Origin of the sequence: Actinocrispum wychmicini (assembly GCF_004345645.1) — a bacterium.
GTDB lineage: Bacteria > Actinomycetota > Actinomycetes > Mycobacteriales > Pseudonocardiaceae > Kibdelosporangium > Kibdelosporangium wychmicini.
The window spans coordinates 1,215,574-1,240,721 of record NZ_SLWS01000001.1 but is presented as its reverse complement, the minus strand read 5'-3'; the positions used below and the strand labels follow the sequence as shown (position 1 = coordinate 1,240,721).

Below are 25,148 nucleotides of genomic sequence, written 5' to 3'. Positions count from 1 at the left end.
AGGACCTTCCGGCCGCACGCCCAGCGGAAACCTGGATCCGCCGAATACCCCCAACGAACCTCCGGTCGCAACCACTAGCGAAAATCCCGGGACCGGGACGGGATACGTAGTTCGAGGTTCTGCAGCCGGTCCGCCTGCAGGCTGACCACACCCTCCGCGACCTGGATCACACCACGGACCAGCATCGCCGCGCTGGCGCGGGCGACCCGCCGGTACCGCGCCCACAGGCCCGGTGAGCAGACCACATTGACCATTCCGGTCTCGTCCTCGAGGTTCAGGAACGTGACCCCGCCCGCGGTGGCCGGCCGCTGGCGATGGGTGACCGCGCCGCCCACCAGGACCCGGGTGCCGTCGGGGACGTCGGCCAGTTGGGCCGCGGTCAGCACCCCCAGCTGGTCGAGTCGCTCCCGGACGAACTGGGTGGGGAAGCTGTCCGGGGACAGGCCGGTCGCCCACACGTCGGCCACGGCCAGCTCCACCTCGTCCATGCCGGGCAGGGTCGGCGCGGCCGCGCTGAGCGTGGTGCCCGGCAGCAGCTCGGGCCGGTCACCCGCGGCCGCGCCGGCCGACCACAGCGCCGCCCGCCGGGTGGTCCCGAAGCAGCCGAACGCGCCCGCGGTGGCCAGCGCCTCGACCTGCGCGGTGGTCAGCTGCACGCGCCTGGCCAGGTCGGTCATGCCGGTGAACGGCCCGCGCTCCTGGCGTTCCGCGACGATCGCGGTGGCCAGCCGGTCACCGATCGTCCGGATGGTGCCGAGTCCCAACCGGACGGTCGGTGTCCTGTCCGTTGTGGACTTCGGCTCCAGGGTGGCGTGCGGGACGCTGGCGTTCACGTCCGGGCCACGGACCTCCACGCCGTGCCTGCGGGCGTCGGCCACCAGGGACTGCGGCGAGTAGAACCCCATGGGCTGGGCGCGCAGCAGCGCCGCGCAGAACGCCGCCGGGTGGTAGTACTTGAAGTACGAGCTGGCGAACACCAGGTGCGCGAAGCTCAGCGCGTGGCTCTCCGGGAACCCGAAGTTGGCGAACGCCAGCATCTTCTCGTAGATCCGCTCGGCCAGTTCGCCGGTCACACCGTTCTCGGCCGCGCCCCGGTAGAAACGTTCCCGCAGCCGTTCCATCCGATAGGTGGACCGCTTGGCGCCCATCGCGCGGCGCAACTCGTCGGCCTCGGCCGCGTCGAACCCGCCCACGTCCACCGCGAGCTGCATCATCTGCTCCTGGAACAGCGGCACGCCAAGGGTTTTCTTCAGCGCCGGCTTCAGCAGGTCGTGCTCGTAGACCTCCGGTTCCACCTTGTTCTTCCGGCGGATGTACGGGTGCACCGAGCCGCCCTGGATCGGGCCGGGCCGGATCAGCGCGACCTCCACCACCAGGTCGTAGAACTTGCGGGGCTTCAGCCGGGGCAGGGTCGCCATCTGGGCCCGGCTCTCCACCTGGAACACCCCGACCGAGTCGGCCCGGCAGAGCATGTCGTAGATCTTCGGGTCGGTGAAGTCGAGCTTGCCGATGTCGACCTGCTTGCCCTCGTGCTCGTCGACCAGGTCGATGGCGTAGTGCAACGCCGACAACATGCCCAGGCCCAGCAGGTCGAACTTGACCAGGCCGATCGCGGCGCAGTCGTCCTTGTCCCACTGCAGCACCGACCGGTCCGCCATCCGGGCCCACTCGATCGGGCACACCTCGCTGACCGGGCGGTCGCAGATCACCATGCCACCCGAGTGGATGCCCAGGTGCCGCGGGAAACCCTCGACCTGGCCGGCCAGGTCGAGCACGACCGGCGGGATGTCGTGGTCGTTCTCGTCCACTGTGGACTTCACCGGTCCCCAGCGGTCGATCTGCTTGCTCCACGCGTCCTGCTGGCCGGGCGAGTATCCCAGTGCCCTGGCCATGTCCCGGACCGCGGACTTGGCCCGGTAGCTGATCACGTTCGCGACCTGCGCCGCGCATGACCGGCCGTACTTGCGGTAGACGTACTGGATGGCCTCCTCGCGGCGGTCGGACTCGATGTCCAGGTCGATGTCCGGCGGGCCGTCCCTGGCCGGCGCGAGGAACCGTTCGAACAGCAGCTTGTGCTCGACGGCGTCGACATTGGTGATCCCCAGCGCGTAGCAGACCGCGGAGTTCGCGGCCGAACCGCGACCCTGGCAGAGGATCTTGTTGTCCTGGCAGAACTTGGCGATGTCCCACACGACGAGGAAGTACCCGGGGAACCCGAGGTCCTCGATCACCTTCAGCTCGTGCTCGATCTGCTCGTACGCCTTGCGGTTCTCCTCGCGTGGGCCGTACCGACGCGCGGCTCCCTCGTAGGTCAGCTCACGCAGATACGTGTCCTCGGTGTCGCCGTTGGGCACGTTGAACGGCGGCAGCTTGGGCGCGACCAGGCTCAGGTCGAACGCGCACTCCAACCCGAGCAACGCCGCCCGATGTACCGCGCCGGGATAGCGGGTGTCGAACCTGGCGTACATCTCGTCGCCCGACCGCAGGTACGCGGTCGACGCCGGTGGCAGCCACCCCTCCATGTCGTCCAGGCTCCGCTGGGCCCGGACCGCGGCCATCGCCGCGGCCAGCCGGCCGCGTTCCGGCGTGGCGTAGTGGACCGCGTTCGTCGCGACCGTCGGCAGGCCCAACTCCTTGGCCATGCCGTCGAGCAGGTCGTTGCGGACGCTGTCGTCCGGATAGCCGTGATCGGTCAGTTCGACGTAGACGCTCTCCTTGCCGTACACGTCGACCAGGTGACGCAACCGGTCCATGGCCGCGGCCGAGCCCTCGGTGGCCAACGCACGCCGGACCGCCCCTTTCCGGCACCCGGTGAGCACCACACAGCTGTCCTTCGTGTCCGCCACGACACGTTCGACCACGTAGTCAGGGCGGCCTTTCTCGTTGCCGTCGATCTGCCCGGCGCTGATCGTCCGGCAGAGCGCGGTGTACCCGTCCAGCCGCCGGGCCAACAACAGCAGATGCTCGCCCTCCGGGTCGGCGATCCCATTCTGCGGCGCGGAAAGCCCCATGCTCAGCTCGGTGCCGTACACCGTGCGGACGCCCAGCTCCCTGGCGGCTTCGGCGAACCGGACCACACCGTACATACCGTCGTGGTCGGTGATCGCCACCGCCGCCAGACCGAGCAGCGCGGCCGTCTCCACCAGTTCCTCCGGATGGCTGGCGCCGTCCAGGAAACTGAAGTTGGAGTGGCAGTGCAGTTCGGCGTACGGCACCGCCCGCTTCTCCGGACGCGGATCGTCGTTCGCTCCCGGCAGGTCGATGCGGGCGGTGTACGGACCGCGGTGGTTGGTCCAGGCCGGACTGTCACCGCCGTCGCCTTTCTGGAAGGGTTTGCCGGACAGCGCACGCTCCAGGTCGGCCCACCGCACCGGCGGGTTGTTCCAGCCCATTTCTCACCACCTGGCGTCACATCCCGGTTACCAGTCACTGCCCAAGCGGGCAGACTTTGGGCCAATCGATCGCTCCAGCTCTTCAGCTGGCCTGTCCGGCGCGTCTACCGTCCAGCCGTGACTCAGAACCCGCAGGGCCCGTACCAGCCGGGCCAAGGCCAGCCTGGTGGCTTCCCGCCACCCGGGCAGGGTCGGCCGCAGGGCCCGCCCCAGGGACCGCCGCAAGGCGGGCCCCAACCCCCGCCCTACGGTCAGCCACAGCCGCCGTACGGCCAGCCGCAACAGCCCTACGGACAACCGCAGGGCGGCTACGGCCAGCCCGGCCAAGGCCCGAAGATCCCCGAGGTCCCCGGCTTCGCCAGCAAGCTCACCGGCATCGGCGCCAACTGGGGCACCGGCGGCGCCCGGCCGACACTGCCCGTCCCGAAGACCGTGATCTGGGCGTTCCTGCTCTCCGCGGGCGGCGCCGTGGTCAGCGTCCTGTACTACATCATCTACATGATCGGGTTCTCCGGTTACTACCTCGGTTTCGGCGGCACCGCGATCTTCGGCCTGGTCATCGACGTGGGCTGGTTCGTGCTAGCCGTGATGATGCGCAACGGTGCCGAGTGGGCCCGGATCGTGCTGGCCGTGCTCAGCGGCCTCGGCGCGCTGTTCGGCCTGATCGGGTTGTTCGGGATCGGCCTGATCTTCACGGTCATGGGCGGCCTCGGCGCACTGCTGCTGATCTTCCTGATCGTCCAGCTCGCGGCCGCGGGCGCCACCCTGTTCCTGCTGTTCCAGCCGGACTCGAACGCCTACTTCAAGTCCGCCGCCCCGAACCCCGGCCAGTACCCGCCGCCGCCCGGACCCGGGCCCCAGGGCTTCGGCGGCTGAGAGTCCACCGGCTGACGTTGCCGCGGGATCAACTCGGTGAGCAGATCCTGGGCCATGTCACGGTCGGACTGGTACGACGACGAGAAGTATTCGAACATGTGTTCGAGTATGTCCCTACGGGTCATCAGGGTCAAGTCGAAGGGCGGTCGCGCGTGTCGCGACCGCCTTTCCGTGTGCGATCACGCTCGGTGGTGATCGTCCCCGCTCCGCTCGGACGGACTTTGTCGCAGCAGATGGACCCAAGATTGTCGCGGGGTGACCAGCACGTGCTGCCCTTACTCCAGGGGCAGGTCACCACCCGAGCGTCCCACTCGATCCGGAAGTCCGTGGCCGCATACCCCTCTGTGCGGCGCTGTTTTGCCAGGTGGCGTCCGGCAACACCGGCCCCACCACCGTCACCTGGTCGCCGGCGGCCCGGGTCACCGTGTGCGCGGTGCCATACCCGGCCACCTGGTACTCCTCCACCTACACCCGCCGCAACAACTCCACCTGCGTGCAACCAAAACATCTCGACCCGCGGCCCGTAACGATCGGGCCGTTCTGGATCAGCATGCTCGACCAACCACTCGGGACGGTGTCGGCAAGCTGCTCCCACGCCGCCCGCAACGTCTCCCCGACCAACTCCAACCGACTACTTCCAGTCGATCCACCCCGCCACGCCAACAACGCCGGCCGGCCCGCTTCGGGAACGGATCCCCGCCCGCGGCGGCACCCCACCTACCGCAGGGCTGCGGAAAGCATGGTCGCTATCACCGCGAAGTTGGGTGTGGCGGGGGTGTTGCTGACGGCAGAGCTGGGCGTGGCAGCGGCGTTGATGATGCCTAGGTGCGGCGGCCCCGTTGATGACCGCGCCGCTGTTTGACAGTGAGAGCGTTGCGCCACTTGGGGAGCGTGCGCTGTCGGTTTGGCGTAGTGGGTAGTAGGTCCCGGAACTGTTTGAGTCGGTTGAAACGCCGCTCGACCACGTTGCGCTGCTTGTACTGGTGGGCATTGAGGGCAGGCGGGCGGCCGGCGCGCGAACCCTTGGCTGAGCGTCGAGCGATCTGATCTGCGCGTTCTGGGCAGGTGAAACGAAAGCCTCGCTCGCGTAGCGCCCGGCGGGTCGAGGGATGTGGGTAGGCCTTGTCCGCGACGACCGTGTCCGGCCGGGTGCGGAGATGCCCTGGTCCGACACGGCTCACCGCCGGACATCTCGTGCGGCCGGTGCTCCAGGCCGACCTTGACCAACGCCGCCTTACCCGGATGCCGTCCAGCAGCGACGGCAATTGCGGGTTGTCCCCGGCCTGCCCAGGCGTCACGATCGCACGCGTCGGCAACCCGCGGCCGTCCACCGCCAGATGGATCTTCGTGCTCAGCCCGCCCGGGGACCGGCCGAGTCCTTCGCCCTGGACCGCGAAGGCCTCGATCGCAGGCTGGCAGCCCCTTTCCGGCGCCAGCGGCGTGCTGGTGGGCCTGGACCACACTGGAGTCCGCACTCATGACCCACTCCAGATCGCCGACCGCGTCGTCTTTGGCTATCACCTCATCCAGGATCTTCTGCCAGGTGCCGTTCTTGGTCCACAACCGCAGCCGCTCGTGCGCGGTCTTCCACGGCCCGTACCGTTCGGACAGGTCACGGCACGGCGCCCCAGTCCGTAGCTTCCACAGGATCGCGTCGATCATCAGCTGGTGATCCCGCCACCGCCGCCCACCACCGGACTCCGGCGGCAGCAACGGCTCAATCACCGCCCACACTTTCACCGGCTTACAGGACACCGACCGGGACCCCTGCCTGGCGGCCGGACACTCCGTTGGGTCAGTCGTAGTGGGCTTGGACGAGCCAGTTTCCGTTGTGGTAGGCCAGAAGTAGCGCTGTCTGGCGGTCTTCGTCGTCGCCGAGGACGACCTGGACACGGGCCTGGTGGGATGAGGAGGCTCGGTCCCACCAACGTTCGTCTGACGACCATGGGCCGGCCCAGGCGCGCACCCGTCGAGGTGGGGCGCCGCGCACACCCACTTCGGCCGGGGTTCCGGTGAGTTCGTCCCGTTCGGTGACGTGGATGGGCGCTCCCGCGGCGTCGACCACACGGGCCGCGACCGGTTCGGTGAACACGACCGAGGGAGACGGTGCCGGCAGCCGGCCCGGCCAGGGCAGCGTGGGGTCCGATGTGGACCGGAGCTCGTCGCCCCACGGCACCAGGCGGACTCGGTCGACGGGACCACGGCCGCCGACGAGCAGCGGCGTGGCCACCGCCTCGGGCCCAAGCAGGCTCTGCACGCGGACCATCGCCCGACCGGCCCGCTCCGCCGCCTCGGCATGACCGTGACCGCGCCAGAGATCCAGTTGCAGGGCCTGGCCTTCGACGACCTCCTCCGGTTCGAGCCATAGTCGCCGCAGGCCGGCGGTGGGGCCGCCGGTGCGTAACCAGCCGTCCAGTTGCCAGCGGACCCGGTCGGCGATCCCGTTGGGGGATAACGGTTCCGCGCACCGCCACACCCGGCCGAGTTCCTCGTCGCGCTCGCTGAGCGCATAGATGCCCAGGCGGGTGCAGGCCAGGCCATGGGCGGCCAAGCCGGCGTGCAACCGGTCAGCGAGCGATCTGGCCACGAACGCCGCCGCGTCCACCCGGTCCACCGGCGGGTCCAACTCGGCCGCGACCGACAGATCCGGTGGCGGGCGACGCCGCGCCGGCGGACGTTCCTCCAGCCCGCGGGCCAACCGGTGCGCACGGATCGCGTCCGCGTCGAACCTGGAGGCGACGTCACGTTCGGCGAGCCCGGCGAACCCGCCCAAGGTCCGCAACCCGAGGCGGCGTAACAGGTCGACCAGGCCGGTCCGGTCCGGACCGCCCGGCTGCTGCAACTCGTTGACGGCCAATGGCGCCAGGAACTCCGCGCTGCGCTCCGGCGCCACCAGCATGCCTCGCCGCGCGGCCAGGGTCGCCGCGAAGAGCCCGTCGGCCACGCCGACCTGGCTTTCCACACCGGTCCGGTCGGCGACCTGGTCGACCAGTCGCTCGGCAGCCGCTTCCTCGCTGCCGAAGTATCCCGCCGGTCCGCGCGCGGGCACCGCGACCACGCCCGGCCGGACGACCTCCACCCCGACGGCCAACTCCTCGACGGCGGCCGCCACCGCCTCGAACAGCCGGGCGTCCCGGACCGGGTCGTCGTCGAACACCACGAGTTCGGGGCACTTGCCCTGGGCCTCGCGCCGGCGCATGCCGCGACGCACCCCTTCGGCCCTGGCCACGGCGGACGTGGCCACCAGCCGGTTGGCCGCGACCACCGCCATCGGGACGGCCAGGAGCAGCCCGGCCACGGACGCGGCCGCCACCACCGGCCAGTCCGGGCACCAGACCACTAGAGTTCGCATAATTCGAACATAGGTTCGACTTTCTTCGGGGTCAACTGGCGTCACCCTTACGTGTGATCATCGGGGCGACACCCGATGGCCAGCCACAACGCGTCGGCATACCTTGCTGTCATGTCGCGACGGATCCTGCTCATCATCGTCGGCGCGGCGGCCGTCTGCCTGGTGCCGTGGACCATCTACCTGGCGGACTCGCTGCCCGACCGCTACCGCGCCAGCGAGTGGCGGCTGGCCTGGGTCGGGTTCGACGTGGCGCTGGTCTGCTGTTTCGCCACCGCGGCCTGGCTGGGACTGCGCCGGCGCCGCGCGGCCGTGCCAGTACTTGCGGCCACGGCTGCCCTGCTGTGTGCCGACGCGTGGTTCGACGTGGTGTTCGACTGGAACAGCAAGAAGAACGGCCTGACCAGCCTGCTGATGGCGGTGTTCCTGGAGGTTCCGCTGGCCATGATCCTGTTGTGGCACGCCAGAAAGCTCCTTGTCGGCGGCATGCCGCGGCGCAAGCTGACCGTGCGGGACGTCGAGATCAACCGGGACGAGTCCTATCTGGCGCTGTCGCGCGCGCTCAAAGGCCTCGCGCCGGCCACTGCCGACACGCTGGCCACCGATCTGGGCGTGCCCGTGGCGGAGGTGACCGCGAGGCTGACCACGCTGGCCGAGGCCGGACATGTCCGCCAGGGCCGGGACGGCCGGTGGCGGACGGCCTCGCTGAGCATCGAACAGCCTGACCCGGCCGGCATGGACCACCGGCTCAAGGCGTATCTCGACGAGAAGTACGACAACGAGCTGCGCCTGCTGACGTGGGCCGCCAGGAACCGCGACGAGTTCGGCGGCTGGGCCAAGGGGCACCGGTCCGTGCTCCACCTGAGCGAGGCTGACCTGGCGCGCTTCGACGCCGAGTACGACGACCTGCTGACCCGTTACTGCCTCACACACGACAAAGCCGGACCCGGCACGCGCGAGATCGCACTCCGGTTCTACGCCTTCCCGTACCCCGAGGAGGCTACGCGGTGACCGGCAGCCACAGCTCGATCTCGTCCCGTCGCCGGTAGAACTCGACGTCGTGCCGGGTGGTGTCACGCTCCACAGTGGACCGTAACCGGTCGAATCCCGGCCCGATGCCCGAGTACACCTCGGGCGGCTCGCCCTTGAGCACCAGCTGGAGGTACGTCCCGCCGGCCAGTTCGCCCACCTCCAGCCCGAACCGGTCGTCCGGGTCTTCCGGCCGGATCTCGGCGCACACGTGATACCGCACGGCGTTCTCGTCGAAGACGCCGTAGAACTTGCGGCCGCGCACGCCGACCAGCGTCTCCAATTCGGCCCAGGCCCGCTGCATGGCGGGCAGCTCGTCCGGGACCCGGCGGAACATGATCGGCCGGGGTTCGCGGTGGATCCGCTTCAGCTCGCTCATTTGTTCGACACCAGCGGGTTGCGGGCCTTACTCGGTTACCTGGCTCCCTGCCACTCTTGCCGGACCACCAACGCGATAGTCGAGCAGGACGAGACGGTCGTCGATCACGCTCGTCCCGGTCAGGCTCAGCTCAAGGTCCGGCGCCTCGGCGAATACCGGGCCATCACCGGTGACACCGCGGATCGTGGGGAAGACCATCACCCGGACCCGATCGACCAGGCCGAGCCGGAAGAGGCTGCGCACCAGGGACGGGCTGCCGATGGTGCGCATCGGCAGGCCGTCCGACATGGCCTTCAACGCCGGCACGGCCGTCTCGACCAGCTCGTCGACCACCGTGGTGTTCGCCCACGTCAACGGTGGCTGGAGCGTCTTGGAGAACACGATCTTGGGAAGCTCCGCCATCCGGGGAAACGTCGGGTCCTCGTGTCGCGCGACAATCTCGGACATCTGCCGGTAGGTCGTGGCGCCCATGAGCATGACGTGCTCCTCGGCGAGTTGGGCGTGTATCCATTCGAAAAGACCCGGCGCACCGTAACCCCAGTACGGAGCGTCCGGCGGGTTGCTGCCACCGTATCCGTCGACCGTGCTGAACATGTCCACCCGCAGCTCTCGCACAGGATCCTCCTGGTGATCTCGGGGACGCCAACCGGCACCGGAGCGACCGTGCTCCGACACACCATGTACAGACAATTGACGCGGGGCAAACTCATCGGTCCGCCCGTGACTGGCATGGCTCGATCACATCACAGCAGAGAGATCTCCACCGAAAGATCCCCGAACGATCAACTGTCCAAACCCAAGTTGGGCCGCAGCAAGATCCGCCCGGCACTGGCCGCCACCCGCCGGTGCGCCTCCGCCGCCAGGTCCAGCGGCAGGACGTCGGCCACCGGCTGGAGGTGGGTTCGGCCCCGTGCGGCCAGGTCGACGAACTCCGGGTAGTGCACGTCCAGGCATTGCCGGAACCACAACGGGCCGCCGCATCCGATGACCTGGAGCCCCTGTCCCTGTACTGCCACCGGATCCAGCTCCGGCTGCGCGGTGAGCGCGCCGTAGAGCAGCATCCGACCGCCTGGTTTCAGCTTGCCGAGCACTCGTCTGGTGGTCTCGCCGCCGGCCATGTCGAAGGCCACGTCGAGCGGGTCCAGATCGTCCGTCCAGTCCGGATTTCCGTGGTCCAGCACGACATCCGCGCCCTCGACCGGCTTGCGTGACGCGGTGGCCACGATCCGCTCGACACCGAACTCGCGGACGTGCCTGACCAGGTAGCCGCCAACCTTTCCGGATCCTCCTTCGACCAGTACCGTTTCTCCGCCGCGCAGCCCCGCGCGGTGCAGTAACGCGAGTGCCAACGCACCGGGCGCGGCGGACGCGACCGCGTCCTGGGCGGACAACCCATCGGGAACTTTGGTCACGTTGCCGGCGTTGACCGCGATGAACTCCGCGTACGACCCGGCCCCGCCCGTCACCATCACGACCCGAGCGTCCATCAGCGACGGCTCGACACCGTCGCCCAGCTTCTCGACGACGCCCGCCGCCTCGGCGCCGAGCACCATCGGCAACTGAAGCGGGTACGCGCCCGCCCGCATCCGGGTCTCGCCGACGCTGACCCCGATCGCCTCGATCCGCACCAGCACCTGGCCCGGTCCGGGCTCGGGTTTCGGGATGTCCGTCAGGACAAGCACTTCCGGCCCGCCTGTCTCGTGCATGACCACCGCGCGCATGCGTACTCCTAAGTGAACCGCCGGTCCAGTTATCTCCTGGTACTATGTTGACCGACGGTCCACTTGTCAAGGGGTGTCCATGCCGGAACGCGCCGACGCGGCTCGCAACCGAGCCGCGATCCTGGCCGCCGCCGAGCGGCTACTGAGCGAGCACGACCCGGCCGACGTGTCCATTGAGGACATAGCGAGGGCGGCCGGAGTCGGCAAGGGAACGGTGTTCCACCGGTTCGGCAGCCGCACGGCCCTGATGCGCGAACTGGTCGAGGAACGCGCCAAGACCCTGCTGGACGCGATGGCCGACGGACCGCCGCCACTGGGCCCCGGCGCGCCCGCGGCCGAGCGGCTCATCGCGTTCTTCGACGCGGTGATGGTGTTGGCCACCCGCAACATCGGCCTGATCGCGGCCTACGAACAGGCCGAGGAGGGCGGACGCCAGGCAAGCGACGTGTACCAGCGCTGGCATCGCCACGTCGGCGGGCTGATCGCGGCGGCGCGCCCGGACCTCGACGCCGACCTGATGGCCCACATCCTGTTGGGCTCACTGCACAGCGACCTGGTGATCCACCTGATCCGCCGCGGCGAGACCGGCCGGCTGCGCAAGACCCTGCACCAACTGGTGTTCGCCCTCCTCGCCGGTGGAGGCAAGCTGGTGGGGTGAACGCCGACATGCCACCCTGGAACGTCCACCGACTCCCCTCGGCTGAGGACAAGAACATCCTGGTCACCGGCGGGAACGCGGGTATCGGCTACTTCGTCGCCGAACAGCTCGCCAGCGTCGGGGCAGTCGTCGTCCTCGGCAGCCGGGACGCCGCCAAGGCCGCGGCCGCGATGGCCGCGATCCAGTCCCGTGTTCCGGCTGCCCGGCTGAGTCACCTGCCACTGAACCTGGCCGAACCGGCCACCCTCAAGTCCTCGGTGGACGCACTGGAGCTGGATCGCCTCGACGCGGTCGTGTGCAACGCCGGCGTATCGCTCGACCACCCCCGACGGTCGGAAACCCAAGACGGGCACGAGCTGATGTTCGCCACCAACCACCTCGGCCACTTCGCCCTGACCGGATGGCTGGCGCCGCTGCTCTCGGCGGCCCCCGCCGGTCGGGTCGTCACCACCGGCAGCTTCGTGGCGAAAACCGCCCGGCTCGACCTGGACGACCTCCAGGTCACCCGCGACTACCAGGCAAAGGACGCCTACGCCCGGTCGAAGCTGGCACAGATGCTGTTCGGGTTCGAGCTCGACCGCCGCCTGCGAGCCGCGGGACACACGGTCCTGAGCGTGGTCGCCCATCCCGGCGGCGCCTTGGACTCGCTCACCCCGTCCCGTCCCCCGGTCCATCTCCGCACCGCCGGCCAACGACTGCGCGGCCTGCCCGCCGGGGTTCTCCTGCAGGGCAAGCACTCCGCCGCATGGCCCGCCGTCCGAGCGGTCCTCGACCCGTCCGTTCGTGGCGGACAGCTGTGGGGTCCCCGGATGGCCGGACTGCGCGGCAAACCCCGACTCGAACCGGTGCGGGGAGTGCTGGCCGACACCGCACTGGCGGCGCACCTGTGGACGGCCAGCGTCCACCTCACCGGCGTCGACCCCTTCGGGTAGCCGCCCGGAGATCCTCGCCGCGTGCCGTGCCCTGCGAGCCGGGCACTACGGGCGCGGCCTCAAGACAGGCCAGGCAGTGGCCACGACCGCGGGGCGCCTGCCGGCGAAATGGGTTGTACACACTGTCGGCCCGGTCTGGTCAGCCACAGAGGACCGCTCGGAGTTGCTGGCTGACTGCTACCGCAACTCACTGCACGTCGCGGTCGGCCTCGGCGCGCGCACCATCGCCTTCCCGGCGATCTCCACCGGGATCTACCGCTGGCCAGTCGAGTCCGCCGCCACGATCGCATTGGCCACGATCACCGAAACTGGCAAGGAAACCCCGGAGATCACCGCTGTGCGGCTGGTGCTGTTCGACAAGAGAGCGTTCGACGTGTACGCGGCTGCCGTCGTGTGATGGCCGAGTGTCAGTCAGAGACGAGGGAAAGCCGTGGAGCCGCAGGGGTTTCCGCCAGGACGAGCGCGCCGGTGCCGGTGACTTCCAGGGACGCCACTGTCGGTCGTACAGCGGCGCCGCGGCCGCGCGCGGACACCGTGAGCTCACGGCTTCTCAAGTGGCCGTAGCCGTTCTCCATGCCTGTCCACTTGCTACGGACGTGAGTCAGCTCCAGGTCCGCGCCGGGCCATGGGCCGAACGGGATCAGGACCGCGCCCCGGTGTCGGGCCCGCGCCGACAGCCGCCGGGCCTGTGGCTCGGCGATCCGGCCGCCCGCTGCCACCACGACCAGGTCCATGCCGTCCAGGAGGGCCGCGGCCACGGCGGGCAGATCAGCCCCCGGTGACGGGACCAGCGCCAGCCTGGTCACGGCGACACCCAACTCCGCCGCGGCCACCACCCCCAACCTGGGCATGCCGACCACCCCGGCCCATGATCCCCCTGCCGTGGCCTCGGCGAGCAACGCGAGCAGCAGGGTGACGGACCCGCGTACCGCCACCGTGCTGCCGCGCCGCATGCCACCCCGGGGCAGGAGCCCGGCCAGTGCTGGCAGCACAGGCAGGACTCGGTCCCGGTCGACCGGTGTCAGGGTCAGGCCGCTGGCCACACCCACCCCGTCGGGCATGACCACGGGCTTCAGCGACGCCGCTCTCGTCACTGCCGACCCTGACACCGGAACACCTCCCACACACCGAACGACCGCCGTGGGGAGCCAGCGCGGTTCGAACGTATGTTCGATCGCTGAGTTCAGCTTACCGGAGGACCGAGGTGGGTTGTCAAGCGGGGTCGAGTTCGCCGAACGCGTCGACCAGCTGATCCTCCGCGTCCTGAAGGTATTGTGCCAGAAGGCTTTCCGCGGCCTGGCCGGCACCGGCCCCGATCCGTTCGGCGATGTCGCGGTTGCGCAGCAGATAGGGCTCGTGGAAGCGCCGCGGATCGGCCATCACGTGGAAGACGAGCCGCAGTTCGGCCAGGATGCCCCGCATCAGCTCGTCCACCCGTGGGCTGCCGGCGAGCGCGACCACCGCCCGGTGGAACCGGATGTTCGCGGTGCCCAGGCCCTGCCACTCGCCCGACTCGGCCGCCTCGAACCCGTCCGACACCCCGGCCATCACCTGATCGAGATCCCTCGGCGGTGCGACCAGGTCACGGACCGCGGCGCATTCGACCATCTTGCGGACCCGGTAGATGTCGATCACGTCGTCCACGCTCAACATCCGCACGAAGACCCCGCGATTGAGCTCGTGGGTCAACAGCCGTTCGTGGGTGAGCAGACGAAACGCCTCACGCAGAGTGTTGCGGGACACCGCGAGCGCGCTGCCGATCGCGTCCTCGGCCAGCCGGGTTCCCGGCGCGAAGAAACCCTCGCTGATCCGGGTCCGCAGCACGTCGGCCACTCGTTCGGCAGTGCTGGTCCGGCCGAGCAAGGCCCGGTCGGCGGCCAGTTCGGACGCTTCCGCACGCACGCTGTACCTCCGTCGAGCGAATTTTCATCCATCTTACCTCTTGAAGGATTGTTGAACGATCCTTACTGTGACCTGTCATACAACACTCTGCGAGGTGCGCATGAGCACAACGACTCACGAGCAGACCAAGCCCTTCGAGTGGTACCGGTCGCTGGGACCCAACGGCCGACGGGCCTTCGCCGGCGCGTTCGGCGGCTACGGCCTCGATTCGTATGACTACCAAGTCCTTCCCCTCGGGGTGACCGCGATCGCCGCCACCTTCGGCCTGACCACCGGACAGTCCGGCCTGCTTGGCACGGTCACCCTGGTGGTGTCCGCCATCGGCGGAGCCGCGGCCGGGGTGCTGGCCGACCGGATCGGCCGGGTGCGGACCCTGATCATCACAGTGACGACCTACGCGATCTTCACCGTGCTGTGCGGATTCGCCCCGAACTACGAGACCCTGCTCGTCCTGCGGGCGTTGCAGGGCCTGGGGTTCGGCGGTGAATGGGCGGCCGGCGCGATCCTGGTCGCGGAGTACGCCCAACCCCGCTACCGCGGCCGGGCGGTCGCGTTCATCCAGAGTTCATGGGCGGTCGGCTGGGGCCTCTCGGTGATCGTCTACACGGTCGTGTTCAGCGTGGCCAGCCAGGACATGGCCTGGCGGATCCTGTTCTGGACAGGCGCGTTGCCGGCGATCCTGGTCTGGTACATCCGCAGGAACATCAAGGACGCGCCGAACGCCGCCGAGAAACGCGCCACCAGCGCGAACCGCGGCTCGTTCCGCGCGATCTTCCAAGGGAACCTCCTGCGCACGACGGTGTTCGCCGCCATCCTGGCGACCGGCGTGCAGGGCGGCTACTACACGATCTTCTTCTGGCTGCCCGGCTATCTGCGGACCGAACGGCACCTGACGGTCGTCAACACCGGTGGCTACCTCGCGGTCCTGATCTCCGGCGCGTTCATCGGATACGTCTGCGGCGGCTACATCACCGACTGGATCGGCCGCAAGAAGACGTTCGCGCTGTTCGCCGTGCTGTCCGCGATCATCGTCGTCGCGTACGTCAACATCCCGACCGGCGCCAACACCCTGGTACTGGTCCTGATGTTCCCGCTCGGCTTCTGCGCGTCGGCGATCTTCAGCGGCTTCGGCTCGTACCTGGCCGAGCTGTATCCGACGGACCTGCGCGGCACCGGACAGGGCTTCACGTACAACTTCGGCCGTGCGGTCGGCGCCGCGTTCCCGACACTCGTCGGCTTCCTCGCCACCAGCTGGGGTGTCGGCGGCGCGATGGTGTTCGGCGCGGTCGCCTACGGCATCGCGGTCCTGGCGTTGCTGGGACTGCCCGAGACGAGGGGGAAGGAGTTGACATGACACCGGACGAGGCCAGGAAGCTCTTTCGGGCCGGCACGGTCACCCCGACCAGCGGCTGGGCCGCTGGCTACGCGCAGGCGAACCTGATCGCCGTTCCGCGGGACTGGGCGTACGACCTTCTGCTGTTCGCCCAACGCAATCCGCAGCCGTGCCCGGTGCTGGACATCACCGACGCCGGCATCACGAGCACGCCGCTCGCGCCCGACGCCGACCTGCGCACGGACCTGCCGAGCTACCGCGTGTGGGAGTACGGCGAAATGGTGTGCGAACTGAAGGACGCCACCCGGCTGTGGCGTTCCGACCTCGTCGCCTTCCTGATCGGCTGCAGCTTCACGTTCGAACACGCCCTGATCCGGGCCGGTGTCCCACTGCGTCACGTGGAACAGGGCCGGAACGTGTCGATGTACATCACCGACCGGGAATGCCGTACGGCCGGCCGGATGCGCGGCCCCTTGGTGGTGTCGATGCGCCCGGTCCCGGCCGACCAGGTGGAGACCGCGCGACGGATCAGCGCGCTGATGCCGGACGTGCACGGCGCTCCCGTGCACGTAGGCGATCCCGGCGGGTTGGGCATCAAGGATCTCGCCACACCGGACTTCGGCGACGCCGTGGACGCGGCACCCGGTGACGTCCCGGTGTACTGGGCCTGCGGAGTCACCCCGCAGGCGGCGCTGATGGCGTCGTGCCCGCCGTTCGCCATCACCCATTCACCAGGCCATATGTTCGTCACGGACGTCCCGGACGACGCCTACCGCGTCGCATGACCCCGAGTGCCGCCCGATTTCGTGGGCGGCACAGGGCAACGTTTCGGCGGCTTCGAGAGTCTGCCGGTATGTGAATCCCAAACGAACAGCCATCGGCTTACTCGGCTCGGCGCTCGCGTTGAGCCTCCTCACGCCGGTCGGAATCGCGTCGGCGGCGCCACCCGCGCCTGGTCAGGCGGCCACCGACACGGTCACCCTGATCACCGGCGACAAGGTCATCCTCAACGGTTCGGTCGCCACGACGGTGATCCGGGCGAAAGGACGTGAGCACACCCGGTTCATCGAGCAGCGGGACCAGTTCGGGGACCTGCACGTGATCCCCGAGGACGTCACCGCGCTACTGCGCGACAAGCGGATGGATCCGCGGCTGTTCAACGTCACCAAACTGGCGCAGACCGGCTTCGGTGACAGCGTTCGCAAGGACACGCCGCTGATCGTCAGCGGCGGCCCGTCGTTCGGCGCCAAGGTCAGGGACCTGCCCAGCGTCCAGGGATCGGCGGTACGGCTGGACAAGGCCAGTGGGGCGCACAGTTTCACGTCCGCCCAACGGATCTGGCTGGACGGCCCGGTGCGGGCGACGGACGACAACATCACCCAGATCGGCGCCCCGGAGGCGTGGAAACTCGGCTACCAGGGCCAGGGCACGACCGTGGCCGTGCTGGACTCCGGCGTTGACGCCACGCATCCGGACCTGGCCGGCGCGGTCGCCGACAGCCAGGACTTCACCGGCAGCGCGACCGGCACGGACGACTACTTCGGGCACGGCACGCACGTCGCGTCGATCATCACCGGGGAGCACCCGAAGTACGGGGGTGTCGCCCCGGACACCAAGCTGCTCAACGGGAAAGTCCTGGGCGACGAGGGGACCGGCAGCGAGTCCGGCATCATCGCCGGGATGCAGTGGGCCGTGTCGAAGGGCGCGAAGGTCGTCAACATGAGCCTCGGCAGCCCGTTCCCGAGCGACGGCACCGACCCGTTCTCCTTGGCGGTCAACGACTTGACCGCGAAGACCGGCACGCTGTTCGTGATCGCCTCAGGCAACAGCGGTGGCGCGATCGGCAGCCCAGGCGCCGCGGACGCCGCGCTGACGGTCGGCGCGGTCGACCACAACGACCAGCTCGCGCCGTTCTCCAGCCGCGGACCTCGGTCGGGCGACGGCGCGATCAAGCCGGACATCACCGCGCCCGGCGTGGACATCGTCGCGGCCAGGGCGGCGCACGCCAAGATCGGCGTTCCGGTCGACGCGACGCACATGAAGCTGTCCGGCACGTCCATGGCGACCCCGCACGTCGCCGGGGCGGCCGCGATCCTGGCCGGTGAACACCCGGACTGGAAGGCCGACCAGCTCAAGAACGCCCTGATGGGCAGCGCCAAGCCGAACCCCGCGCTGTCCGTGTTCGAGCAGGGCGCCGGTCGGCTGGACGTCGCCAAGGCCGTCACGCAGAACGTGTACGCGTCGGTCCCGAACCTCAACGAAGGCACCGCCCAGTGGCCGCACAACGACGACACGCCGATCACGAAAACCGTGACGTACCACAACTCCGGGTCGACGCCCGTCACGCTGGACATGACCACGGACATCAAGGACCCGGCCGGACACCAGGCTCCGTCAGGCATGTTCACGGTCGCGCCGAGCACGTTGACCATTCCGGCCGGCGGTGACGCAGAGGCCACGGTCACGACCGACACGCGCGTCAACGCGCCGGACGGCGTGTACAACGGCGTGGTCCTCGGTGGCGGAGTCCGCACGCCGATCACGGTGACCCGCGAGGTGGAGAGCTACAACGTCACCATGACGTTCCTGGACTTCGACGGGCAGCCGACGCCGAACTACGGTCCCCGGTTCGTCGACATCGACCACCCCATGGCGTACCTGCCGTACGACCCGTCGGGCACGGTCGTGGCCCGGCTGCCCAAGGGCCGGTTCTACCTGGACACATACGTCCAGAGCGCGGACTACAAGCAGCTGGCGATCGTGAACGAGCCGGAGTACAAGGTCACCGGGGACGCCACGATGACCATCGACGCCCGGACCGCCAAACCCGTCGCGATCCAGGTCGACAAGCCCAACGCCAAGCCCGGCCAGGCGGTGCTCCGGTTCATCCGCAAGACCGCGTTCGAAGGCGGCACGGGCAACGGCTACATCCTGAACAACTTCGACGGCTTCTTCGTACGGCCGTCACAGACCTCGGCGGCGCCGGGGCAGTTCCAGTTCTACGCCGAGGCGCGGATGGCCGAGCCGGACGCGAACGGCAGCTTCAACAACAGCCCGTACCTCTACAACGTGCGCGCCCAAACCGACGGCAAGATCCCGGACACGCTCGTCACCCGCGTCAGGGACAGCGACCTCACCAAAGTGCGTTCTGAGCACGGATCCACCAGCGCCGGAAAGTTCGGCCGGCGGGAGGAGACGATCACCAAGCCGTTGCCGTACAGCCTGGACGAGTTCTACACCCCGAACGTGCCGTGGACGGGCATGTTCCGGCAGGTGGTGAAGCCGGACGACTTCGAGTCGGAGTCGGCGCAGGAAGTGACGGAACCTCGGACGTTCAAGCCGGGACACACCACGGAACGCTGGAACGTGGGGGTGTTCGGGCCGGGCATGCCCACCCAGGACGGGGTCGGCTTCACCGCGTTGCGCCTCGGTGACCTGACCCGGTTCGCGCTGTCGATGTTCACCCAGCCCGGACCGGGCCGGCTTGGGTCGGCGGTGTCCACCGGCGTGACCACGTTGTCCAAGGACGGGCAGCAGGTCGCGACAGTGCCCACTCCTGGCTTCGCGCTGTTCAGCGTGCCGCCGGGACCTGGCACGTACCAGTTGCACGTCGAGTCGCTGTCCCCGCAGTCGGTGTCCACGAACGTCACCGCGGACTGGACGTTCAAGTCGGACACGGTGGCCGGCGTGGACGCGAAGGGCCTGCCGCTGATCGCCGTCCGGTTCGCGCCGACGCTGGACGACCAGAGCCGCGCGTCCCGTTACCTGCCCACGGTGGTGCCGGTCAGCATCGACCACAACACCGGCGGCAAGGCGAAGGTCACCGGCATCCAGGTGTCGTACGACCAGGGCAGGACCTGGCGGCCGGCGCCGGTGGTGACGTTGAACGGCCGGACGTTCACCGTGCTCGTCCACCCGGCGAACGCGAAGTCGGTGTCGCTCAAGGCATCCGCGAGTGACACCGACGGGAACACGGTCGATCAGACGATCATCGACAGTTTCCTGCTGAAGTGACCGTGGTTGCCTCCGGCCTCGGCCGGAGGCAACCATCGCTCAGTGCGCGAAGTGGCGGGTGCCGGTGAGGTAGAGCGTCACGCCGTCGGCTTCGGCGGCGGCGATCACCTCGGCGTCCCGGATCGAGCCGCCCGGTTGGACGATCGCCTTCACACCGGCGTCCATCAGCACCTGCGGGCCGTCCGGGAACGGGAAGAACGCGTCCGAAGCGGCGACCGAACCCTTGGCGCGGTCGCCCGCGCGCGTCACCGCCAGCCGGCACGAGTCGACCCGGTTGACCTGGCCCATGCCCACGCCGACGGTCGCGCCCCCGGACGCGAGCAGGATCGCGTTGGACTTGACCGCGCGCACCGAGCGCCACGCGAACACCAGGTCCGCCAACGTCTCCTCGTCCGCGGGCTCGCCGACCGCGAGGGTCCACGTGGCCGGGTCGTCACCGTCGGCCTGGAACACGTCGGACGTCTGCAGCAGCAGGCCGCCAGACACGGCCCGCATCTCAGCGCCGCCGCGCCGGGGTGCGTCGGCGACCAGGATCCGGACGTTCTTCTTGCGCGTCAACACGTCCACCGCGCCCTCGGCGTACGAGGGGGCGACGATCACCTCGGTGAAGATCTCCGCGACCTGCTCGGCCATGTCGACCGTCACCTCGCGGTTCGACGCGATCACGCCGCCGTACGCGCTGACCGGGTCGCAGGCGTGCGCCTTGCGGTGCGCCTCCGCGATGTCCACTTCGGACACAGCGATACCGCACGGGTTGGCGTGCTTGATGATCGCCACGCACGGCACGTCGTGGTCGTAGGCGGCACGCAGGGCCGCGTCCGCGTCCACGTAGTTGTTGTACGACATTTCCTTGCCGTGCAACTGCTCCGCGGTCGCCAGGCCAGAGCCGCCGTGACTGGAGACGTACAGTGCCGCGTTCTGGTGCGGGTTCTCGCCGTACCGCAGGATGTTCGACCGCTGCCAGCTGGCCCCGACCCAGCCGGGGAAACCGCTGCCTTCGTCGTCCGGCGACAGCACGCTGCCCATCCAGGACGCCACCGCGATATCGTAGGACGCGGTGTGCCGGTACGCCTCGGCCGCGAGTCGCTTGCGGTCGGCCAGCTCGAACCCGCCGGACCGGACCTTGTCCAGCACCCAGTCGTACCGGGAAGGGTCGACCACGACCGCGACGGACCCGTGGTTCTTCGCCGCCGCACGGACCATGGCCGGCCCGCCGATGTCGATGTTCTCGACGCACTCGTCCTGGCTCGCCCCCGCCGCGACCGTCCGCTCGAACGGGTACAGGTTCACCACGAGCAGGTCGAAGGGCCTGATGTCCAGGCGCGCCAACTGCTCCACGTGGTCAGGGCGGTTCATGTCGGCCAACAGCCCGGCGTGCACGCGCGGGTGCAGCGTCTTGACCCGACCGTCCAACGACTCCGGGAAGCCGGTGACCTCCTCCACCCGGGTCACCGGGACGCCGGCGTCCGCGATCACCCGCGCGGTGCCGCCGGTCGACACGATCTCCACGCCGGCCGCGTGCAGCCCGGTGGCCAGCTCCAGCAGGCCGGCCTTGTCCGAGACACCGATCAGCGCCCGCCGAACGGGTACCGTCGCTGGGTTCACGGGATGCTCACCTTTCGTCCGTCCACAGTGCAGCCCTCGCGTACCAGCCGCGCGAGCACGTCGACCAACAGTCGCCGCTCCACCGTCTTGATCCGTTCGTGCAGGTCGTCCGCTGCCTCGCCGGGCCGCACCGGCACCGCCTCCTGGGCCAGGATCGGCCCGGTGTCCACGCCGCCGTCGACCAGGTGCACAGTGCAGCCGGTGACCTTGACGCCGTACTCGATCGCGTCATGGACCGCGTGCGCGCCAGGGAACGCGGGCAGCAACGCGGGATGGGTGTTGATCACACGACCGTCGTGGCGGGCCAGGAACGCCGGGCCGAGGATCTTCATGAACCCGGCCGAGACCACCAGGTCCGGCTCGTACTTGGCGACCGTCTCGGCGAGCGCCTGGTCCCACTCGTCGCGGTCGGCGTGATCACGGACGCGCAGCACGAACGTGGGCACATCGACCCGTTCCGCGCGCGCCAGCCCCTCGATTCCGTCGCGGTCGGCACCGACGGCGACGACTCGCGCGGGATACTCGGCGGGTTGGTCGAGCAGCGCCTGCAACAGGGTGCCTGACCCGGACACGAGCACGACGACCCGCGCGGGTGAAGTGAGCCGGTCAATGCGGTGGGCGCTCAGCGTGGTCTCCTGGCCTGGTCGGATAAGGCCAGCCTAGGTGTTGCCTTCCTGATCTTCCTCGCCAGGTCCGGCGTCCGCGTCCGGCTCAGCGCTGTCCGCCACCGCCACCGAATCGACAGCTGTGTCCGGCTCCGGCTCCAGGTCGACGTCCGGTTCGTCGGTCTCAGGTTCCGGTTCGTCGGTCTCAGGTTCCGGTTCGTCGGTCTCGTCGACCTGGTCCTCGGCTTCGATGGCGTCGTCGAGCAGGCTCCGGGACGGCGCGAGGGCCAGCCGAGGCCCCGCCCACCAGGCGACCGTCGCCGCGGGCAACGCGATCCACAGCGCCACGGCCAACGCGAGGCTCCACGGATGCATGGTCAACGGGTTGAACGGCCCGTTCGCCAGCCGCCCGCCGGCCCCGGTACCGAGTACGGCACACCCGACGGCAGCCACCACGGCCGCCGCTCCGACCGCACGCAGGCGCGCGATCGGATCCGTGCACGCGTCCCGCAACACCCACCCGACCAGTGCCCCCACGCCCAACGGCAGCAGCACCACAATCGGCCACCACCCGGCGCCGCTCTCCGGCAGCGCCGCCAGCACCGGCACCGCGGGCAGCGGACCGCCGGTGAAATGGAGCGGCGTGACGGTCAGGTGTCCGATGGAGATCCCGGGCCCCACCGCGAACGCCATCCCGCCGACCACGGCGTTCGGCACGTACGCGGCGGACAGCAGGAACATCCCCAGTCCGTTGCCCGCGCCCGGAGCGCCCCTCGTGAACAGCGCGTTGGCCGTCGCGAACGAGGTCGCCAGACCCAGCAGGAACAGCGCGGCGCCGATCCCCACCAACGCGGCAAGCCCGAGCAGACCGGCCCGCAGCCCGCTGACCACCAGTTCGTCGAACCGTCCCAACGCGTCCCCGAGATACCCGCGCCGGGCGAGCCCGACCACGGACGCGCCCGCCGCCACCAGTCCGGGCACGAGCAGGCTCAGGAACACCGAAGCGGTGGACGTGATCTCCGCGAACACGAAACCGGTGACCGCGTGCGCGGCGGTAATGGTGGCGATGACCGGCACGGTCTCCCGCGTACCGATCACCGCCAGCCTGTCGGCCGCGTTCCCAGCGGTCCGGCCGACGTACAGGGCGACCGCGATGGTCGGCAACAGCGGCAACGCACCGAAGTGCTGGCCGCCCAGGGTGAGCGGCACCTGGTACGTGCCCAGCCAGCCGGGCATCGCCGCCGAGAGCACCCCTCCTGTCGAGAAATGGGCCCTGGTCGCCACCGAGATGACCAGGGCGAGCAACGCCGCCGTACCCGCGTACCCGACGAGCAGTGGCGCGATCGCGGCACCGAAGAGAACCCGGGCACGGCCCTGCACCGGCTCGTCCGGGTACGTCACGTCGTCCGGGTCGACGTCCTCCAGATCGGGCGGGTACAGCGACATGCCCGCCACCCTGACACCGCGATTGGATCATCCCGGTGAGGGCACGCCGCGAGTCCACCAATCAAGTGAACGACATCGCCGCTGTTCACACAGTGTCCATAACAGACATCGGGCGGCCTGGAAGATCCAGACCGCCCGATCGGGACGTCAAGGTCAGAACGACGGCGGCGTCTGCTGCGGGTAGCCGCCGGGTGGGGTGCCCGGCTGGCCGAACTGGCCCTGCTGCGGCGCGAACTGGGTCTGCTGGCCGGGCGAACCGCCGTAGACACCGGGCTGCGGGATCGGCTGCTGCGTCGTCGGCTGCGCGGGAAAACCGCCGGTCTGCGGGAAACCAGGAGCGGGCGGCGGCGGGTAGCCGCCCGGCGCCATGCCGTACGGACTCGGCGCCGGCGGCTTGATGATGCCCGCCTCGAACAGGTAGCCGACGACCGTGGCACCGGTCTGCAAGATGCCGAACACGAGCACCAGCACCCCACCGGCCGCCAGTCCGCTTCGGCTGAACACCGAGAACAGGTACGTCAGCGTCACGCCGACGGACACGACCGCGGGCAGGAAGCCGGGCTTCTTGTCGTCACCGGGGAGAAACGCCGGCAGCTCAAGCAGACCGGAGATGAGATACAGCGCGGGAATCCAACCGACGACGGACTCGTAGAAGCTGGTACCGGTGAAGACCGGCGCGAAACCGAGGAACAGGATGAGCACGCCGAGACCGGCGCCGCCGAGCGCCAGGATCTGCGCGAGGCTCAGCTTGAGGCCGCCACCCTGGTGCGGGCCGGGACCGTAACCGGGGCCGGGCGGGGGCTGATACGGGCCTTGCCCGGGGTAACCGCCCGGTGCTCCGCTCGGGAAGGTCATCGCGGGGCTCTCCTCAGCTGCTCAACTGCTCTACGAAACGGACACAAGTTTCCTACTGTGGACGCGGCCGGGCGCCGGTCGGTTCCCGGATTGCGCCTTTCGCCACATGCACAGCAGGGCCGGACGCTACACCAGCGCCCGGCCCCTCCGGTGAACAACTCTCGAATCAGCCCTCGACGATGGCCCTCGCCAACGCCGCCGTCTCACTCGGCGTCTTGCCGACCTTGACCCCGGCGGCCTCAAGGGCCTCCTTCTTCGCGGCGGCGGTGCCGGCCGAGCCGGACACGATCGCGCCCGCGTGGCCCATGGTCTTGCCCTCGGGCGCGGTGAAGCCGGCGACGTAGCCGACGACCGGCTTGGTCACGTTCTCCTTGATGAACGCGGCCGCCCGCTCCTCGGCGTCGCCACCGATCTCACCGATCATCACGATGACCTCGGTCTCGGGGTCGTCCTGGAACGCCCGGAGCGCGTCGATGTGCGTGGTGCCGATGACCGGGTCGCCGCCGATGCCCACGGCCGACGAGAAACCGATGTCCCGCAGCTCGTACATGAGCTGGTAGGTGAGCGTGCCGGACTTGGACACCAGGCCGATCTTGCCGGGGCCGGTGATGTCGGCCGGGATGATGCCGGCGTTGGACTTGCCCGGCGAGATCACCCCGGGGCAGTTCGGCCCGATGATCTGGGTCTTGTTGCCCTTGGCCACGGCGTGCGCCCAGAAGTAGGCGGAGTCGTGCACCGGGATGCCCTCGGTGATCACGACCGCGAGCCGGATCTCGGCGTCGATCGCCTCAAGCACCGCGTCCTTGGCGAACTTCGGCGGCACGAAGATCACCGACGTGTCCGCGCCGGTCTTCTCGATCGCCTCGGCCACCGAGCCGAACACCGGGATCAGCGTGCCGTCCATGTCGGCCTCGGTGCCGGCCTTGCGCGGGTTCACCCCGCCGACGATGTTGGTGCCCGCCTTGAGCATCCGCTTGGTGTGCTTGGTGCCCTCGGACCCGGTCATGCCCTGGACGATGACCTTGGAGTTCTCGTTGAGGAAGATGGCCATC

General features: G+C 69.4%; 19 protein-coding genes and 3 pseudogenes. 8 read left to right on the top strand and 14 right to left on the bottom strand.

Annotated features, from left to right (window positions below; genetic code table 11):
* Positions 1 to 74 precede the first annotated feature (74 nt).
* Positions 75 to 3,392, bottom strand: a complete 3,318-nt coding sequence (locus tag EV192_RS06260) for an error-prone DNA polymerase (RefSeq protein WP_132111903.1) — start codon at positions 3,390 to 3,392, stop codon at positions 75 to 77.
* 117 nt (positions 3,393 to 3,509) lie between these two features.
* On the opposite strand from EV192_RS06260, the gene EV192_RS54605 reads away from it, so the two are divergent.
* Positions 3,510 to 4,268 (top strand): hypothetical protein, encoded by a 759-nt coding sequence (locus tag EV192_RS54605; protein ID WP_207925897.1) that lies wholly within the window; start codon positions 3,510 to 3,512, stop codon positions 4,266 to 4,268.
* Between the two features lie 920 nt (positions 4,269 to 5,188).
* On the opposite strand, the pseudogene EV192_RS57295 reads toward EV192_RS54605, so the two are convergent.
* From EV192_RS57295 to EV192_RS06240, 3 genes and pseudogenes are all read right to left on the bottom strand, one after another.
* A pseudogene (locus tag EV192_RS57295) lies at positions 5,189 to 5,731 on the bottom strand (transposase); the annotation flags it as partial.
* A gap of 79 nt (positions 5,732 to 5,810) precedes the next feature.
* Positions 5,811 to 5,993 (bottom strand): annotated as a pseudogene (locus EV192_RS57290) (transposase); the annotation flags it as partial.
* A 70-nt stretch (positions 5,994 to 6,063) separates the two neighbouring features.
* Positions 6,064 to 7,620 (bottom strand): DNA polymerase Y family protein, encoded by a 1,557-nt coding sequence (locus tag EV192_RS06240; protein WP_132111899.1) that lies wholly within the window; start codon positions 7,618 to 7,620, stop codon positions 6,064 to 6,066.
* A 111-nt stretch (positions 7,621 to 7,731) separates the two neighbouring features.
* On the opposite strand from EV192_RS06240, the gene EV192_RS06235 reads away from it, so the two are divergent.
* Positions 7,732 to 8,628: a helix-turn-helix transcriptional regulator gene (locus EV192_RS06235; protein ID WP_132111897.1), complete on the top strand. Its 897-nt coding sequence runs from the start codon at positions 7,732 to 7,734 to the stop codon at positions 8,626 to 8,628.
* Here the strand turns inward: EV192_RS06235 and EV192_RS06230 are convergent.
* The 3 genes from EV192_RS06230 to EV192_RS06220 form a co-directional block, all read right to left on the bottom strand.
* Positions 8,618 to 9,025, bottom strand: coding sequence for a GyrI-like domain-containing protein (locus EV192_RS06230; RefSeq protein WP_132111895.1), 408 nt, complete (start codon positions 9,023 to 9,025; stop codon positions 8,618 to 8,620). The two genes, EV192_RS06235 and EV192_RS06230, sit on opposite strands and share 11 nt — an antisense overlap.
* Positions 9,026 to 9,052: 27 nt before the next feature.
* Positions 9,053 to 9,640 (bottom strand): dihydrofolate reductase family protein, encoded by a 588-nt coding sequence (locus EV192_RS06225; protein ID WP_132111893.1) that lies wholly within the window; start codon positions 9,638 to 9,640, stop codon positions 9,053 to 9,055.
* Positions 9,641 to 9,807: 167 nt separating this feature from the next.
* Positions 9,808 to 10,746 carry a quinone oxidoreductase family protein gene (locus EV192_RS06220; RefSeq protein WP_132111891.1) on the bottom strand — a complete coding sequence of 313 codons (939 nt, stop codon included), beginning with the start codon at positions 10,744 to 10,746 and terminating at the stop codon, positions 9,808 to 9,810.
* 79 nt (positions 10,747 to 10,825) lie between these two features.
* Here EV192_RS06220 and EV192_RS06215 point away from each other — a divergent pair, with 79 nt between their 5' ends.
* The 3 genes and pseudogenes from EV192_RS06215 to EV192_RS06205 form a co-directional block, all read left to right on the top strand.
* Entirely contained in the window at positions 10,826 to 11,404 is a 579-nt protein-coding gene (locus EV192_RS06215) for a TetR/AcrR family transcriptional regulator (RefSeq protein ID WP_132111889.1), read from the top strand.
* An 8-nt stretch (positions 11,405 to 11,412) separates the two neighbouring features.
* On the top strand, positions 11,413 to 12,336 hold the full coding sequence (locus EV192_RS06210) for an SDR family NAD(P)-dependent oxidoreductase (protein ID WP_132113078.1): 924 nt from the start codon (positions 11,413 to 11,415) through the stop codon (positions 12,334 to 12,336).
* Positions 12,337 to 12,340: 4 nt separating this feature from the next.
* Positions 12,341 to 12,733: pseudogene (locus EV192_RS06205) on the top strand (macro domain-containing protein); the annotation flags it as partial.
* 10 nt (positions 12,734 to 12,743) lie between these two features.
* Here EV192_RS06205 and EV192_RS06200 read toward each other — a convergent pair.
* A complete protein-coding gene (locus EV192_RS06200) occupies positions 12,744 to 13,397 on the bottom strand; it encodes a hypothetical protein (RefSeq protein WP_132113074.1) in 654 nt (217 codons plus the stop codon).
* Between the two features lie 151 nt (positions 13,398 to 13,548).
* The gene (locus EV192_RS06195) at positions 13,549 to 14,238 is read right to left on the bottom strand and encodes a GntR family transcriptional regulator (protein WP_243726651.1); all 690 of its coding nucleotides are present in this window, start codon (positions 14,236 to 14,238) and stop codon (positions 13,549 to 13,551) included.
* Positions 14,239 to 14,338: 100 nt separating this feature from the next.
* Between EV192_RS06195 and EV192_RS06190 the strand changes: the two genes are divergently transcribed.
* From EV192_RS06190 to EV192_RS06180, 3 genes are all read left to right on the top strand, one after another.
* Complete coding sequence (locus EV192_RS06190) at positions 14,339 to 15,592, top strand: MFS transporter (protein WP_132111887.1); 1,254 nt, start codon at positions 14,339 to 14,341, stop codon at positions 15,590 to 15,592.
* Complete coding sequence (locus tag EV192_RS06185; RefSeq protein WP_132111885.1) at positions 15,589 to 16,356, top strand: putative hydro-lyase; 768 nt, start codon at positions 15,589 to 15,591, stop codon at positions 16,354 to 16,356. The genes EV192_RS06190 and EV192_RS06185 overlap by 4 nt, the downstream gene beginning before the upstream one ends.
* 70 nt (positions 16,357 to 16,426) lie before the next feature.
* Complete coding sequence (locus tag EV192_RS06180) at positions 16,427 to 19,585, top strand: S8 family serine peptidase (protein WP_132111883.1); 3,159 nt, start codon at positions 16,427 to 16,429, stop codon at positions 19,583 to 19,585.
* Between the two features lie 39 nt (positions 19,586 to 19,624).
* Here EV192_RS06180 and purH read toward each other — a convergent pair whose 3' ends face one another.
* The 5 genes from purH to sucD form a co-directional block, all read right to left on the bottom strand.
* The gene (gene purH / locus EV192_RS06175; protein ID WP_165960225.1) at positions 19,625 to 21,190 is read right to left on the bottom strand and encodes a bifunctional phosphoribosylaminoimidazolecarboxamide formyltransferase/IMP cyclohydrolase; all 1,566 of its coding nucleotides are present in this window, start codon (positions 21,188 to 21,190) and stop codon (positions 19,625 to 19,627) included.
* Positions 21,187 to 21,801, bottom strand: coding sequence for a phosphoribosylglycinamide formyltransferase (gene purN / locus EV192_RS06170; RefSeq protein ID WP_132111879.1), 615 nt, complete (start codon positions 21,799 to 21,801; stop codon positions 21,187 to 21,189). Before purN ends, purH begins: the two co-directional genes overlap by 4 nt.
* A gap of 48 nt (positions 21,802 to 21,849) precedes the next feature.
* Positions 21,850 to 23,241, bottom strand: a complete 1,392-nt coding sequence (locus tag EV192_RS06165) for a cell division protein PerM (RefSeq protein ID WP_132111877.1) — start codon at positions 23,239 to 23,241, stop codon at positions 21,850 to 21,852.
* Positions 23,242 to 23,394: 153 nt separating this feature from the next.
* Positions 23,395 to 24,096 carry a DUF5336 domain-containing protein gene (locus EV192_RS06160; RefSeq protein ID WP_132111875.1) on the bottom strand — a complete coding sequence of 234 codons (702 nt, stop codon included), beginning with the start codon at positions 24,094 to 24,096 and terminating at the stop codon, positions 23,395 to 23,397.
* A 166-nt stretch (positions 24,097 to 24,262) separates the two neighbouring features.
* Positions 24,263 to 25,147 (bottom strand): succinate--CoA ligase subunit alpha, encoded by an 885-nt coding sequence (sucD, locus tag EV192_RS06155; RefSeq protein WP_132113070.1) that lies wholly within the window; start codon positions 25,145 to 25,147, stop codon positions 24,263 to 24,265.
* Between the last annotated feature and the right edge of the window lies 1 nt (position 25,148).

Bases quoted from the DNA above. Each gene is read 5' to 3' on its own strand.
- EV192_RS06235 (WP_132111897.1), top strand. From the start codon at position 7,732: ATGTCGCGACGGATCCTGCTCATCATCGTCGGCGCGGCGGCCGTCTGC.
- EV192_RS06165 (WP_132111877.1), bottom strand. From the start codon at position 23,241: ATGTCGCTGTACCCGCCCGATCTGGAGGACGTCGACCCGGACGACGTG.
- EV192_RS06260 (WP_132111903.1), bottom strand. From the start codon at position 3,392: ATGGGCTGGAACAACCCGCCGGTGCGGTGGGCCGACCTGGAGCGTGCG.
- EV192_RS06215 (WP_132111889.1), top strand. From the start codon at position 10,826: ATGCCGGAACGCGCCGACGCGGCTCGCAACCGAGCCGCGATCCTGGCC.
- EV192_RS06220 (WP_132111891.1), bottom strand. From the start codon at position 10,746: ATGCGCGCGGTGGTCATGCACGAGACAGGCGGGCCGGAAGTGCTTGTC.
- EV192_RS06230 (WP_132111895.1), bottom strand. From the start codon at position 9,025: ATGAGCGAGCTGAAGCGGATCCACCGCGAACCCCGGCCGATCATGTTC.
- EV192_RS06210 (WP_132113078.1), top strand. From the start codon at position 11,413: ATGCCACCCTGGAACGTCCACCGACTCCCCTCGGCTGAGGACAAGAAC.
- EV192_RS06240 (WP_132111899.1), bottom strand. From the start codon at position 7,620: ATGCGAACTCTAGTGGTCTGGTGCCCGGACTGGCCGGTGGTGGCGGCC.
- EV192_RS06190 (WP_132111887.1), top strand. From the start codon at position 14,339: ATGAGCACAACGACTCACGAGCAGACCAAGCCCTTCGAGTGGTACCGG.
- EV192_RS06200 (WP_132113074.1), bottom strand. From the start codon at position 13,397: ATGCCCGACGGGGTGGGTGTGGCCAGCGGCCTGACCCTGACACCGGTC.
- EV192_RS06185 (WP_132111885.1), top strand. From the start codon at position 15,589: ATGACACCGGACGAGGCCAGGAAGCTCTTTCGGGCCGGCACGGTCACC.
- EV192_RS06160 (WP_132111875.1), bottom strand. From the start codon at position 24,096: ATGACCTTCCCGAGCGGAGCACCGGGCGGTTACCCCGGGCAAGGCCCG.
- sucD (WP_132113070.1), bottom strand. From the start codon at position 25,147: ATGGCCATCTTCCTCAACGAGAACTCCAAGGTCATCGTCCAGGGCATG.